This window comes from Sphaerospermopsis sp. LEGE 08334 (genome assembly GCF_015207205.1).
Lineage (GTDB): Bacteria > Cyanobacteriota > Cyanobacteriia > Cyanobacteriales > Nostocaceae > Sphaerospermopsis.
This window is the reverse complement of the sequence record NZ_JADEXH010000008.1, coordinates 131090-144383: the sequence shown is the minus strand read 5'-3', so window position 1 is coordinate 144383 and position 13294 is coordinate 131090. Positions and strand designations below refer to the sequence as shown.

The window sequence follows — 13294 nt, the reverse complement described above, 5'->3', positions numbered from 1 at the left end:
TAAGAGACAGCTGTAGGGGTGGGGGTTTCGGTGGGTGTAGGTTCAACTGGGTTTTCTAAAGCGACATTCAAACTATAATCACTTTCAGCCACTTCTGTGGACAAAATTAATTGAATAGTGTATTCACCACTATTGGATAATAAACCTTGATAAGAAGTAACTCGCTCTGAATCATAACCAATCGGTTGATCATCAGCAGTTACTACACTTAGCACAACTCCACTTTCTTTGTCAACAGCTACATTTAACTTTTGCCCAACATCACCCGTAAAACTGTATTTAATTATTTCACCAACCTTGATAGTACCATCTACCTTAATTGTGTTAGATGTTCCGAATCTTAAACGTTTTGTATAGACAACTTCAGTATTAGTCGGTGTTGGTGTTGGTGTTAATGTTAAATCTGGTGTCGGAGTAGATGTCACACCGGGAATAACAGGAGAAGGAAAACTTTGGGGCGTGGTTGCTTGTTCTGGTGGTGTTTGTGATTGTTGACTGCGAAGAGAATTAACCACTGTCCAAGAACCAAATCCTGCTAAAATTACCACAGCACTACCAATAGCGCCAATAGCTAACGGATTATCTAAGATAGAGCTACTTTGTGGTGGTGGAATTACCGGATCAGGTGTGTTGGGTGTTGGTGGTAAAGGATCGGGACGATGACTAACAGCAACGGTTGGTAGATATGATACCTCTGGCTGCGGGATATGGGGTTGATCCAGCGATTCTAAAGCTGATAATACATCCTTAGCACTTTGATAGCGATCGCCCGGTACATAACTTAACATCCGATTTAAAACTTCAGCAAATCGGTGATTCACTTCTACCCACTCCTGCCAGTTCCAAGTCAGTTGGGTTTCATTAAATAACTCTGCTGGTTCTTTTCCCGTCAACAAAACTATAGCTGTTACCGCTAGTGCATACAAATCACTATTAGGATAGGCTTTACCAGACTGCATTTGTTCACTAGGAGAATAGCCCGGTTTCCCCACCGTTGTCACCGGCTTTTTTTCCGGGGTAGATAACCGTGTAGCTAGTTCTTTCACCACCCCAAAATCAATTAATACAGGTTTTTGATCAATATCCCGTAAAATCAAATTATCCGGCGAAATATCCCGGTGAATAATTCTCTTGTTGTGAATATGCTCCAAAACGGGTAACAAAGAGCGTAGCAGATGTAATACCTCAACTTCAGTGAAAGCTTGACTTTCAGGGCGACGTTCATTTAAGAGGGTGTGATAGGTCTTCCCGCTAATGTAATCTTGCACCAAAAACAAGCGTTGATCTTGGGAAAACTTTTCTCGAAACTTAGGTATTTGCGGATGCGCGATTTGATATAAAGTTGCTGCTTCGCGCTCAAACAGTTCCTGGGCTTTTTTCCCACCATAAACACCCGTTTCTGTGACCATCAATTCTTTAATTGCACAAAGTTCATTAAAGCGCCTCTGATCTTCCGCGAGATAGGTTCTACCAAACCCCCCCTGGCCGAGAATGTGAATGATGTGATAACGATTTTGTAAAACAGTACCAACTTTAATGGGTGGTTGCATAATCAATTGATTAAGTGTAATAGCAACTGAGCTAGAAATTAACTTTAACTAAAGCATAAACGTGGTGACTGGTAATTGATAATTGGTAATTGGTAATTGGTAATTGGGAAAAACACCAATGACTTCCCCCTGCTCCCTGCTCCCCTGCTTCTTCCCCAGTCCCCAGTCACCAATATAGAAGATCGAATAACTGAGTTTCTCAATTTGACGCTAGTATCATAAAATAAGTACCAGCATCTTGAAAGCTAAATTGTTGGTTTTCAACATTCCGCAGTCAGAAAATTTCTATTGTCCCCTGCTTAAATTGTCAACTAGCATTGATCATTTTCTGTGGGACTGATTAATACTGCCCAAAATTGGAAAAAATTTTGAATTTATGTGCAAATAAATTGATCTCAGTGATAAAAGAAACGGTATAATAAGTAATCTACCATAGCAAATTATCAAATATTTGGGTGGTTCATTCCAATTTCCAAAAATGGAACTCTGAAACTATTGATCAAAATAGATGTCAGTATATTCCTCATTGGTTTTTTCTCAGAAGAACTAGAAAATTAGTTAATGTAAGTATATGGAGAAATATTGCAAGTTTGTATAGAAGTTTCAACAAAACTTACAAATGTTTTGTTTAGTCTATCTATGACCGTGAAATCTGCTAAATCTCTGATGATAATATCGCCATGAATGCACATCGAGGATCTGCTGTGCTGAGTTCTGCAACTTTGACAATGCACCCAGTCACCACAGGACTGACTGAAAATCACCGTCTGCGGCTGTTTTCTGGCTCTGCCAATTTACAATTATCCCAAGAAGTCGCTCGTTACCTGGGGATGGACTTGGGTCCGATGATTCGCAAAAGATTTGCGGATGGTGAACTGTATGTTCAAATCCAAGAATCTATTCGCGGTTGTGATGTCTATTTAATCCAGCCAACGTGCCAGCCAGTTAACGACCATTTAATGGAATTACTGATCATGATTGATGCTTGTCGTCGCGCATCTGCACGGCAAATTACCGCAGTAATTCCCTATTATGGTTATGCCCGCGCTGACCGCAAAACCGCAGGACGAGAATCTATCACCGCTAAACTGGTTGCTAACCTGATTACTCAAGCTGGTGCTAGTCGTATTCTCGCAATGGACTTACACGCAGCACAAATACAAGGGTATTTTGATATACCTTTTGATCATGTTTATGGTTCACCCGTAATACTGGATTATTTACAGAGTAAACAACTACATGATGTTGTAGTTGTTTCCCCTGATGTGGGCGGTGTTGCCAGAGCCAGAGCATTTGCCAAAAAATTGAATGATGCACCTCTGGCAATCATTGATAAACGCCGTCAAGCTCACAACGTCGCTGAGGTTTTGAATGTCATCGGTGATGTCAGAGGCAAAACGGCAATTTTAGTAGATGACATGATTGATACAGGTGGAACAATTACCGAAGGGGCGAAATTACTCCGTCAAGAAGGCGCTAGTCAAGTATATGCTTGTGCTACCCATGCAGTATTTTCACCGCCAGCGATTGAACGCTTATCAAGTGGCTTATTTGAGGAAGTGATAGTTACTAACACTATTCCTATTCCTGAAAGTAATCGTTTTCCTCAGTTAGTCACGCTGTCAGTTGCTAATTTACTTGGTGAGGCGATTTGGCGGATTCACGAAGATAGTTCATTAAGTAGTTTATTCCGTTAGGTTGTAAATTTAATCATCCTTGGGGATGATTTTTATCTGGAGTCAGTAGGGGTTTAGCACTGCTCATTGGTGTCAACTTAACGTAAAACCGATCACCCGACTGGGAATGAATTCCCAGTCTAATAGCAGAAGTCATCTAAAGATGACTAAAAACACCCATAAATCTATAGCACTGCTAAACCTTTACTAAAGTTTCTAATTCTGTTACTACTCGTTCTAATTCTTCTGTTAATTGTGTAATTTTAGTATTTTTATTAGTCTTTTTAAAAGCATCCACTAAAGCGCGATAATACCACAAAGTTCCTTCTTTACCAGCTTTGAATCTTTCCCACACTGCATCATCCATTAAACGATAGTCTTTGAGAATGGATCTAGCGTTGTAAATTTTATCAGCACAGGAAACCAGCAACACGGAAGGGGAAGCGGTGGAAATATGAGCGAGATATTTTTCTTTGCGTTGTTTCCAAGGGGGTTTAGGGGTGGTGTCTGCGTCGGTGCATCCGTCAACTATTGCGGTGACTTTATCCCCAAAGCGACGACGAATTTCTTCTCTGGTGGCTGCTCCTCCTTGGTCTTCTATGGCATCATGTAATAATGCAGCGATCGCTTCTTCTTCGTTTGCTCCATATTCTAATGCTATGCTGGCTACTCCTAATAAATGGCTAATATAAGGTACTCCTGAACCTTTGCGTTTTTGGGTTGCGTGGAGTTGGTGCGCGTAGGTTAATGCTTGGGTGAATTTTTCTGTTAGCATTTTTTTTAATAGGTATTTTCGGTTTATTTTCTAAGTTTAGAAGGATTGAACCACGAAGTACACGAAGGAAGAGGAAGAAGAATAAGAGAGGTTATTTTTCGGTATTTTTGGTTTTTTTAGAGGTTTATCAGGATTGAACCACGAAGAACACGAAGTACACGAAGGAAGAGGAAGAAGAAGAATAGAAGAAGAAAAGAAGAATAAGAGAGGTTATTTCTTTGAAGTAAAATATTGTTTTTAGAAGTTGGTTTCTCTACAAGCTTTTTCCATCATTTCTTTTGCTAATGGATGATATCCATTATTATTGAAAATTGCTAAGGGTGATTCTTTGACTTGATAACTAATCGCTTCTCCTGTTGTTACTAATCTGGCAAAGTGTTCACAGTTCCATCCCAATATACCATAATCCCAATCTTTGAATAATTGATATGCTATTAAACATCTATCTAGGACTTCTTTTCTGGGTAATAAAGTCACTGATTTTACTATATGATACTTTCGCGGAATTCGGAATACAGCAAATCCATTTCCACCAAAGTTAAAGGCGTGAATATCAGATATTGTGATATGATAATGCAATGTAGGATCTTTGCGATGGTCTTTATGATGTATCAGATATCCTGCATTATTACTATTATAATCAACATGATTGTTAAATTCACGGATCATCTGATCTTCTGGTTGAGGTGTTTGGTAAATAACAGGTTTCTTTGCTTGAATGTCCAAAAGAGATAACCATTCATTGATGGACTGTGGACGATTTTCTGGTTTGATTTCCATTCCTTTAATTATTGCATGATTCACGCGATCGCTAATCTGGGAATTTATCTTTTTCGCTTCTTCTATTTCTGTACCAATCGCTCTCATTGGTGCTATAGTTGGTAATTCTCCTGTTAATAAAGAATACAAAGTTGCTGCTAAAGCATACACATCTGTAAATGCTCCTCTTTTCGCTCTCGCATCATATTGTTCAATGGGTGCAAAACCATCAGATAATATTTTTGTGTGGGTTTTGCTTAAATTTGGTGTAAATTCTCTAGCAATTCCAAAATCAATTAATACTGCTTCTGATTTCCCAGAACGTATCATTATATTTTGCGGTTTTATATCTCGGTGTAATAACCCATTATTATGAACTACAGTTAATGCTTCTCCTATTTGTTGAATATATTTTAACGCTATCTCTTCAGATAAAACACCATGATTTTCTACTAAAGTTCCTAAATCTTCCCCATCAATATATTCCATTACCATACACCACAAATCATCCTCATTTATGACTTCGTAAATTTTCACGATGTGGGGATGATTGCATTTTGCTAATTTAATCGCTTCGTTAATAAAATCTTGTTGAAATTTAGCAAAATCAGCACGTTTTTTAATTGCATCGTTTAAGGTTTTGATAACCACTAAGTTTCCTTGGTGATCTTTTGCAAGATATGTGATCCCAAAACCACCTTCACCTAGTTCTTTTTCTATGGTGTATTTACCGTTTTGCAGTTGCTGTCCTGATACCCAAACCATAACCTGTAGAATTATAGAGTTATAGGTTCATTTTGGCACAAAATCTACCAGAATAGAAAATTTAATAATTATCTAAAAATCTTAATATAACCACATCCTAACTATCGAGAATTTCTTTAAGCACACTCTTTAAATCTACATCAGCCGGACGTTTAGCAAACTGTTCATGGCTATAAATCCACACCAGTTTAATTATACAATCATTTGTATTCACTAAATACATTAATCTGATTTGTCCAGATGCACCTTTTGAGACTTTAAATTCTAGTTTATGAAATGACCAACCTTCAGGTAATTCTATTTTTCCCGGTAAAGGTTCATAGCGAGAATTTATCGGATATTGATCATCAATTAAATCTTCTAAAATTTGTGCCACACACTCTACAAAATCAGACCTATACGCTTTGGCAAGTTTTTTGAAAGAACGCTGAAAATTATCTGTTTTTTCAATCGAGAAGGGAGTTAAGCCAGTCACGGACTTCTCCTTTTTTAACACGATTTGATGTTTCCGAATTACAAGCATCTTTTAATACTTGTCTCATCACATCTTTGTAAAATGGATGATCTCTTTCTATCTGATCTAATTTCTCATGTCCTAATGCTTTTAAATCTTCTAATAAAATGACTGTGGTGGAAGCAGCTTGAGGTGGTAAACCTTGACGTGCTTTTTTCCAAGGAAATTCTAAGTGAGTCATATCACTTAAACGATAAGCATGATAACCGCCAAAATATTCCCATACTTCCTCTAGCAGTTGTTTATCATCTTCAGATATTTCTGATAATGATTCTTGACTAGGAATAGGTAATTGTTTAGCTTCAAATTCGCTATAAAATCTATAGGCAGGTGGACAAACTGGACCATAACGCCATGCTTGTATTTCTTCGGGAAATAATGGTTGATCATACATGGCTAAATGCAAACTTTGGGCATAATAAAGCAGCTTTTGTACTTTCATGTTTGTCATTTCTGCTTCTATGCCGTCTTGGTAAGCTTTGATAATGAAGTAGCGAGATACAGTTAGACAATCAATCATAATCACACTCGCAAATCAAACACAATACATACTCCATCTATTATACTTTAAATTCATTTTTTAGTACGTATTTACTAATAAATAACTTTCATCATTAGGCTATGAAACCCAAGAAACACTCTTGCTATTTTCTGTCAAAATCACAATTGTTGTGACAATTACGCTATAATATTTAAAGATTTGTTACACAACAGACAAAAAACCTTCGCCTAAAAAATCTCAAGTACACTTAACTTCTATTATGAATATTATGAGAATAGTTTTTGGCAATTTAAAATAATAGAAATTCCTGATGTGACAAACTAAGAACCTATGCCACAAACGCTTCTGAATGAAATTATTAACCAGCTAAATAGTTTAGAACAGGATGAACTACAACAGCTTAATCAGATTATTCAAATATACCTGACTGATAAAGCACAAGCTGATCAAACCACAAAATTTTATCAAGCACTTTTAAATTCTGGTTTGGTGAAAGAAATTAAACAACCCACTCCCCAACCACAGGAAAGAACTCTCATTCAAGTACAGGGTAAACCTGTTTCTCAAACTATCATTGAGGAACGCGGCTAAATGACAGTTTATTTCTTTGATAGTAGTGCTTTAGTTAAACGCTATGTTGCGGAAATAGGTTCAAGTTGGGTTGTGAGTTTGTGCAATCCTAATCTGAAAAATACTGTATTTATTGCTGCTATTACTGCTGTGGAAATTACTGCGGCAATTAGTAGACGTGCAAAGGGCGGCAATATCGCTCTCACAGATGCTAACACAGTATATTCCCAATTGAAAAATGATATTCAATCGGAATATCAAGTAATTGAAATTACAGATACTATTATTAATTCAGCTATGACCTTGGCAGAAAAACACGGTTTGCGGGGTTATGACGCGGTTCAGTTAGCTGCGGCTAAAGCTGTTAACGATCTTTGCATAGCTAATAATTTGCATCCATTAACTTTTATATCTGCTGATCAAGAATTGAATAATGCCGCAGTCAACGAAGGTTTAGTTGTTGATAATCCCAATAACCACCCCTAAACCTCAAAAACACTCTTGCTATTTCTTCTCAAAATAACAATTTTTGTGACAATTGAGTTAGAATTATTAAAGGTTCGTTACAGAACTGGCAAAAAATCTCCACTTCTGTTAAAACAGCCGAAAACTAAGCTAACTAAGCTATTAAATCTAAACACACTAAATTACACAACAACGCTCTTATGACGCTCCCAATTCGTAACGTCGCCATTATCGCCCACGTTGACCACGGTAAAACCACTTTGGTTGATGCTCTCCTCAAACAGTCCGGCATTTTCCGCGAAGGCGAAGACGTTCCGGATTGTGTGATGGACTCCAATGATCTGGAGAGAGAGCGGGGAATTACTATTCTTTCCAAAAATACGGCGGTTAAATATAAAGATACCCTAATCAATATTGTTGATACCCCTGGACACGCTGACTTCGGTGGAGAAGTAGAACGGGTACTCGGCATGGTTGATGGTTGCATCCTCATTGTTGATGCTAACGAAGGACCTATGCCCCAAACTCGCTTTGTACTGAAAAAAGCTTTGGAAAAGGGCTTACGTCCTATTGTTGTTATCAACAAAATTGACCGCGCTAAGGCTGATCCTCATGTCGCTGTAGATAAAGTCTTGGATCTGTTCTTGGAATTGGGTGCAGATGACGATCAGTGTGATTTCCCTTATCTGTTCGCTTCCGGGATGGCTGGTTATGCGAAAGAAACTTTGGAAGCAGAAGCGGTAGATATGCAGCCTTTATTTGAGGCGATCCTCCGTCATGTTCCCGCACCTGTGGGTGATGCTAACAAACCTCTGCAATTGCAAGTTACCACTCTGGATTATTCTGAATATCTGGGACGGATTGTTATTGGTAGAATCCATAACGGTACGATCCGCGCTGGACAACAGGCAGCTTTGATAACAGAAAGTGGTAATATTGTCAAGTCTAAAATTTCCAAGCTGATGGGATTTGAAGGCTTGAAGCGGGTGGAATTAGAAGAAGCTTCTGCTGGTTATATTGTAGCGGTGGCTGGTTTTGCTGATGCTTACATTGGTGAAACTATTACCGATCCTAATGAACCCCAAGCGTTACCACTAATTAAAGTGGATGAACCAACTTTACAGATGACCTTCTGGGTAAATGATTCACCCTTTGCAGGTCAGGAAGGTAAACTGGTGACATCTCGTCAAGTGCGCGATCGCTTGTTCCGGGAATTAGAAACCAACGTAGCTTTAAGAGTGGAAGAAACCGACTCACCTGATAAGTTCCACGTTTCTGGACGGGGTGAATTGCACCTGGGTATCTTAATTGAAACCATGCGACGGGAAGGTTACGAGTTCCAAGTTTCTCAGCCTCAAGTAATTTACCGCGAAGTCAGCGGCCAACCTTGTGAACCTTTTGAATTATTAGTTTTAGACGTTCCCAGCGATGCAGTAGGTAGCTGTATTGAACGTCTAGGACAGAGAAAAGGGGAAATGCAAGATATGCAACCCGGTGTTGGCGATCGCACCCAATTGGAATTTGTGATTCCCGCTCGTGGTTTGATTGGTTTCCGGGGTGAGTTCATGCGGATGACTCGCGGTGAAGGTATCATGAACCACAGTTTCCTTGATTATCGTCCCATCACAGGTAACATTGAAGCCCGTAACAAAGGTGTTCTGATATCTTTTGAAGAAGGCGTTTCCACATTCTACGCCATGAAGAACGCAGAAGATAGAGGTTCATTCTTCATCACTCCAGGGACTAAGGTTTACAAAGGCATGATTGTCGGTGAACACAACCGTCCTCAAGACTTAGAATTGAACGTTTGCAAAACCAAGCAGTTAACAAACCACCGGGCTTCAGGTGGTGATGAACTTGTACAGTTGCAAGCACCTATAGAAATGAGTTTGGAAAGAGCATTGGAGTACATCGGACCAGATGAGTTGGTGGAAGTAACTCCCCAATCTATTCGTCTCCGCAAAATGGCGAAGAAGTTAGCTAAACGCTAATTTATCGGGGGTGGGAAATTTAAACCCACCCTTATTTTTTATTTGTATGTATCTGCGTTTATCTGCGTTCTATTCTAAATTCCTGAAAAAAAGTTTTGTGTCAATAAACCCCACTCTATTCTCAATATTATTGATAATGTTCTCAATTACTTTACGATTTTTGGTTATTTCAGCGATCGCTCTTGACAGTGTTTTGAGTTTCTGGTAAATTTAGTTATGATCCCAAGGGATTGATATAAGAGTTTTAAGAGATTATCTCACGCAAAGACGCAAAGGCGCAAAGAGAAGAAGGGTTATAAGATTTACACAAGATACATAAGATGGAAACCTGATGATTAACAATATTGGGTTAGTAGAAAGTAAGGTTACTCCTTTGGTAAAGATGACTTTAGAGGAGTTTTTTAGTCTTCCTTATATTGATGAATCACCAGCTTGGGAATATGTTAATGGTGAGACTATTCAAAAATCTATGGGTGGGGGAAAACACAGTCTTTTACAAAAACGGTTGGTTGCTTTTATTGATGGTTTGGGAAGTGATTTTGAGGCTTTTCCTGAGTTGCGTTGTAGTTTTGGCGATCGCTCTGTTGTTCCTGATGTGGTGATTCTTTCTAATCATCAAATACCGTTAGATGAGAATGGGGATATTATTAGCAGTGGTATTGATTTTGCACCTCCTTGGATTATAGAAATTCTTTCTCCTGCACAAAGTCAAACTAAGGTGACTGGGAATATTTTATATTGTTTGAGAAATGGTAGTCTGTTGGGATGGTTGATTGATCCTAGTGAGCGTTCTATTTTGGTTTTTCAACCTCATTCTTTACCTTTATTATTATTAGGAAATGATGTTTTACCTGTGTTGGATGGTTTGGGTGTGAATATTACCGTTGAGGATGTTTTTGCTTGGGTGAAAAGGAAAGGTTAAGTTTCACTCAAATCTATTATTTATCTAGTAAAATAGATTTACTAAGTTTAAGGAGTGGAAATGATGTTGTTAGAATTAAAGCGCATTCATGTACCACCAGGACAAAGGGTTTTATTAGAAAATGTCACTTGGACAGAATTGGAAGCAATTTTAGAGGAGTTGGGAGAACATCGTGCTGCGAAAATTGCTTATGATCAGGGAATATTAGAAATTATGACTCCTTTACCAGAACATGAATTTGATAAGGAAATTATTAGTGATTTAATTAAAGCATTATTAGAAGAATTGGATATTGAATTTCTCAGTCTTGGTTCTACGACTTTTAAAAATCAATTTATGGAAAAGGGAATAGAACCTGATCAATGTTTTTATATTCAGAATGAGCGTTTAGTTAGGGGTAAGAAAAGGTTAGATTTAACAATTGATCCTCCTCCAGATTTAGCTTTAGAAATTGATGTTACTTCCCGCACTCATCCGAATATATATGAAGCTTTAAAAGTTCCTGAGTTGTGGAGGTTTGAAAATGGGAAGTTGCAAATTAATGTTTTAGTAGATGGTAATTATGTGGTGTCTCAGTCGAGTTTGAATTTTCCTGGTTTACCTTTGCTTGATGTGATTCCTCGATATTTGGAAAGTAGTGGAATTAATGGGAGGAATGCAACTATTAAGAGGTTTAGGAGTTGGGTGAGAGAGCAGTTATAATTTCAGTAATAATTATTTTATTGAACATTAAAATATGAATCAAAAATTAGTTAATTCTTTGGTACAAGTAATTGAAGCACTTTCCCCAGAAGAAAGAACACTTTTAGAAAGTCGTCTTCAATCTCACACTATCCAAAAAACTCCGGGAATTTGTGGTGGCCATGCACGGATTCGTAATACTCGCATTCCTGTATGGATGTTGGTGTCGTTGAGAAAACAGGGAGCGGATGATCTAGAATTGCTGCAAAATTACCCTAGTTTGACATCGGAAGATTTAACAGCAGCTTGGGATTATTATGAACAAAATTCTTCAGAAATTGATCTGATCATCACTGCTCAAAATGAGGATGACTGATGGTAAGATTATATGCTGATGAAAACTTTCCTCTGGAAATTGTGAGACAATTACGTCAATATCAATATGATGTGCTGACTTCCCACGAAGCAGGAAAAGCTAATCAAGGTATCCCAGATGATGAAGTCTTGGTTTTTGCAACTCAAGAAAAACGAGTTTTACTGACACTCAACCGAGATGATTTTATTGCATTTCATCAAAGTGGAATTTCTCACGCTGGTATTATCATCTGTAAAGATGATCGAGATTATATAGGACAAGCTACAATACTTCAGACTTGCTTGAGTGAAAATTCTGATTTTACTAATCGGCTAATTAGAATTAAGAAAAATAATATACCCAAGTCTAGTATACAGATTTTTATTTACCAAGAATACACAAGATAGAAGTCTAGTTATTAAATTTAGGGATTAACATGTTTATAATCTTTTTTAGAGGTGCGTCGAATTGGCGGCTGAAACCCTTACTGGGTAATGCTTCCTAGAGGAACTCTTTACCGATCGCTTTAGATTGGAATTAATGGAAACCAGTCTTAAAATCTTAGGAAACTAAGGATTTAGCGATCGCCTAAAATGAAAACTAATAAAACTCAGATCCCCGACTTCTAACATCAGTTCATCATCTATGAACCAGATCACAAAAGAAGTCGGGGATTTTGTATAAAAGTAGTTTTTAAAAACGTTCTCTCTGATAAATTGCCTAAATTCAAATTAATTAAAAGTCTAAAACTTATACACCTAAAAAATAATCATCGCTTTCATAGAGTAGCTTTAAATTAGTAACAATTGTCATAATTCCATCCTTACCTCTAACATAATCATACCTCTTAATCTCTCTCTGCGCCTCTGCGCCTCTGCGTGAGATAAAAAATCTAACTATCAACAACCTCCAAATCTGCAACAATTCCAAAATGATCCGAAGGATAAAGATAACGATTATTAGCTGCTGGTTGATTTAAAATAACTCGACAATCTCGCACCTGTAAACGCTGATTAATAAAAATATAATCTAAAGTACCCTTCCAAGGTTTCCAACTTCTATCAAAAATCAAACTTCTCCAAAAATATTTTAATCTAGTTTTCCAACTCAGTTTGTCTTGACCTAAAAGTGTGGGACAAGTATATTCTGGCTCAGTTCCATGATATACTTCATAAGCTGAACGATATCTTTCTTTAATCATTTTAATTCCCGAACTATCAGGAGTACCATTAAAATCTCCCACAGAGATCACAGGTATTTGCTCATCAAATTCTGATAACCAATCTAACATTAATTTTATTTGTTTATTCCGTTTTTTATGTGAACCGGGATACCAAAAATAATGACCATTGCAAATAACAACAGATGTGTTATCATTTAACTGAAGCTGTGCATATTGGGCAATTCTTCCCTGATGTTCTAAATCAATTGCTGCGGTTTTAATAATCGGAAACCGACTGAGAATAGCTAAACCAAAAGGTAAATCACTATTATTAACATCTTGAGGAACAGCTTTATAAATATAAGGAATATTTAATTGTTCTGCAATCCAAGCTGCTGTATCTTCTGTTAAACTTACCTCTTGTAAAGCAATGATATCAGGATTTTCTGCTTCCAGTCCCGCTACTAACAAATCTCGTCTTTGTGTCCAATAATTCAATTTAAACAAAATATTAATGGTGATGATTTTCATGTTTTTAAAAACTATTTTAGGTTTGAAATTAAAATTACCATGTTTGAATATGTCAACTCATCAACATTTATTTTAT

General features: G+C 37.4%; 14 protein-coding genes. 8 read left to right on the top strand and 6 right to left on the bottom strand.

Annotated elements, in window-relative coordinates; genetic code table 11:
- Positions 1-1550, bottom strand: a 1550-nt coding sequence (locus IQ237_RS06590) for a serine/threonine-protein kinase (RefSeq protein ID WP_194053485.1), incomplete at its 3' end; no start/stop codon positions are given.
- 680 nt (positions 1551-2230) lie between these two features.
- Here IQ237_RS06590 and IQ237_RS06585 point away from each other — a divergent pair.
- Positions 2231-3247: a ribose-phosphate pyrophosphokinase gene (locus IQ237_RS06585; protein WP_187042054.1), complete on the top strand. Its 1017-nt coding sequence runs from the start codon at positions 2231-2233 to the stop codon at positions 3245-3247.
- A 175-nt stretch (positions 3248-3422) separates the two neighbouring features.
- On the opposite strand, the gene IQ237_RS06580 is transcribed toward IQ237_RS06585, so the two are convergent.
- The 4 genes from IQ237_RS06580 to IQ237_RS06565 form a co-directional block, all read right to left on the bottom strand.
- Positions 3423-4001, bottom strand: a complete 579-nt coding sequence (locus IQ237_RS06580) for an HD domain-containing protein (protein ID WP_194053483.1) — start codon at positions 3999-4001, stop codon at positions 3423-3425.
- Between the two features lie 237 nt (positions 4002-4238).
- On the bottom strand, positions 4239-5525 hold the full coding sequence (locus tag IQ237_RS26150) for a serine/threonine-protein kinase (RefSeq protein WP_228019771.1): 1287 nt from the start codon (positions 5523-5525) through the stop codon (positions 4239-4241).
- Positions 5526-5622: 97 nt separating this feature from the next.
- Positions 5623-6000 carry a hypothetical protein gene (locus IQ237_RS06570; RefSeq protein WP_194053482.1) on the bottom strand — a complete coding sequence of 126 codons (378 nt, stop codon included), beginning with the start codon at positions 5998-6000 and terminating at the stop codon, positions 5623-5625.
- On the bottom strand, positions 5972-6559 hold the full coding sequence (locus IQ237_RS06565) for a Panacea domain-containing protein (RefSeq protein ID WP_194053481.1): 588 nt from the start codon (positions 6557-6559) through the stop codon (positions 5972-5974). Before IQ237_RS06565 ends, IQ237_RS06570 begins: the two co-directional genes overlap by 29 nt.
- Positions 6560-6871: 312 nt before the next feature.
- On the opposite strand from IQ237_RS06565, the gene IQ237_RS06560 reads away from it, so the two are divergent.
- The 7 genes from IQ237_RS06560 to IQ237_RS06530 all read left to right on the top strand — a co-directional run bounded on the left by IQ237_RS06560 (position 6872) and on the right by IQ237_RS06530 (position 11932).
- Positions 6872-7132, top strand: a complete 261-nt coding sequence (locus IQ237_RS06560; protein WP_194053480.1) for a hypothetical protein — start codon at positions 6872-6874, stop codon at positions 7130-7132.
- Complete coding sequence (locus IQ237_RS06555) at positions 7133-7597, top strand: type II toxin-antitoxin system VapC family toxin (protein WP_194053473.1); 465 nt, start codon at positions 7133-7135, stop codon at positions 7595-7597. It abuts the gene before it with no gap.
- Between the two features lie 179 nt (positions 7598-7776).
- Positions 7777-9567: a translational GTPase TypA gene (typA, locus tag IQ237_RS06550; RefSeq protein WP_194053471.1), complete on the top strand. Its 1791-nt coding sequence runs from the start codon at positions 7777-7779 to the stop codon at positions 9565-9567.
- 331 nt (positions 9568-9898) lie between these two features.
- The gene (locus tag IQ237_RS06545) at positions 9899-10489 is read left to right on the top strand and encodes a Uma2 family endonuclease (protein ID WP_194053469.1); all 591 of its coding nucleotides are present in this window, start codon (positions 9899-9901) and stop codon (positions 10487-10489) included.
- 63 nt (positions 10490-10552) lie between these two features.
- Complete coding sequence (locus IQ237_RS06540; RefSeq protein WP_194053468.1) at positions 10553-11191, top strand: Uma2 family endonuclease; 639 nt, start codon at positions 10553-10555, stop codon at positions 11189-11191.
- Positions 11192-11225: 34 nt separating this feature from the next.
- On the top strand, positions 11226-11546 hold the full coding sequence (locus IQ237_RS06535) for a DUF433 domain-containing protein (protein WP_194053467.1): 321 nt from the start codon (positions 11226-11228) through the stop codon (positions 11544-11546).
- Positions 11546-11932, top strand: coding sequence for a DUF5615 family PIN-like protein (locus IQ237_RS06530; protein WP_194053466.1), 387 nt, complete (start codon positions 11546-11548; stop codon positions 11930-11932). The genes IQ237_RS06535 and IQ237_RS06530 overlap by 1 nt, the downstream gene beginning before the upstream one ends.
- A 485-nt stretch (positions 11933-12417) precedes the next feature.
- On the opposite strand, the gene IQ237_RS06525 is transcribed toward IQ237_RS06530, so the two are convergent.
- A complete protein-coding gene (locus IQ237_RS06525; protein WP_194053465.1) occupies positions 12418-13218 on the bottom strand; it encodes an endonuclease/exonuclease/phosphatase family protein in 801 nt (266 codons plus the stop codon).
- Between the last annotated feature and the right edge of the window lie 76 nt (positions 13219-13294).

Bases quoted from the DNA above. Each gene is read 5' to 3' on its own strand.
- typA (WP_194053471.1), top strand. From the start codon at position 7,777: ATGACGCTCCCAATTCGTAACGTCGCCATTATCGCCCACGTTGACCAC.
- IQ237_RS06585 (WP_187042054.1), top strand. From the start codon at position 2,231: ATGAATGCACATCGAGGATCTGCTGTGCTGAGTTCTGCAACTTTGACA.
- IQ237_RS06565 (WP_194053481.1), bottom strand. From the start codon at position 6,559: ATGATTGATTGTCTAACTGTATCTCGCTACTTCATTATCAAAGCTTAC.
- IQ237_RS06525 (WP_194053465.1), bottom strand. From the start codon at position 13,218: ATGAAAATCATCACCATTAATATTTTGTTTAAATTGAATTATTGGACA.
- IQ237_RS06580 (WP_194053483.1), bottom strand. From the start codon at position 4,001: ATGCTAACAGAAAAATTCACCCAAGCATTAACCTACGCGCACCAACTC.
- IQ237_RS06530 (WP_194053466.1), top strand. From the start codon at position 11,546: ATGGTAAGATTATATGCTGATGAAAACTTTCCTCTGGAAATTGTGAGA.
- IQ237_RS06540 (WP_194053468.1), top strand. From the start codon at position 10,553: ATGTTGTTAGAATTAAAGCGCATTCATGTACCACCAGGACAAAGGGTT.
- IQ237_RS26150 (WP_228019771.1), bottom strand. From the start codon at position 5,525: ATGGTTTGGGTATCAGGACAGCAACTGCAAAACGGTAAATACACCATA.
- IQ237_RS06545 (WP_194053469.1), top strand. From the start codon at position 9,899: ATGATTAACAATATTGGGTTAGTAGAAAGTAAGGTTACTCCTTTGGTA.
- IQ237_RS06535 (WP_194053467.1), top strand. From the start codon at position 11,226: ATGAATCAAAAATTAGTTAATTCTTTGGTACAAGTAATTGAAGCACTT.
- IQ237_RS06555 (WP_194053473.1), top strand. From the start codon at position 7,133: ATGACAGTTTATTTCTTTGATAGTAGTGCTTTAGTTAAACGCTATGTT.
- IQ237_RS06560 (WP_194053480.1), top strand. From the start codon at position 6,872: ATGCCACAAACGCTTCTGAATGAAATTATTAACCAGCTAAATAGTTTA.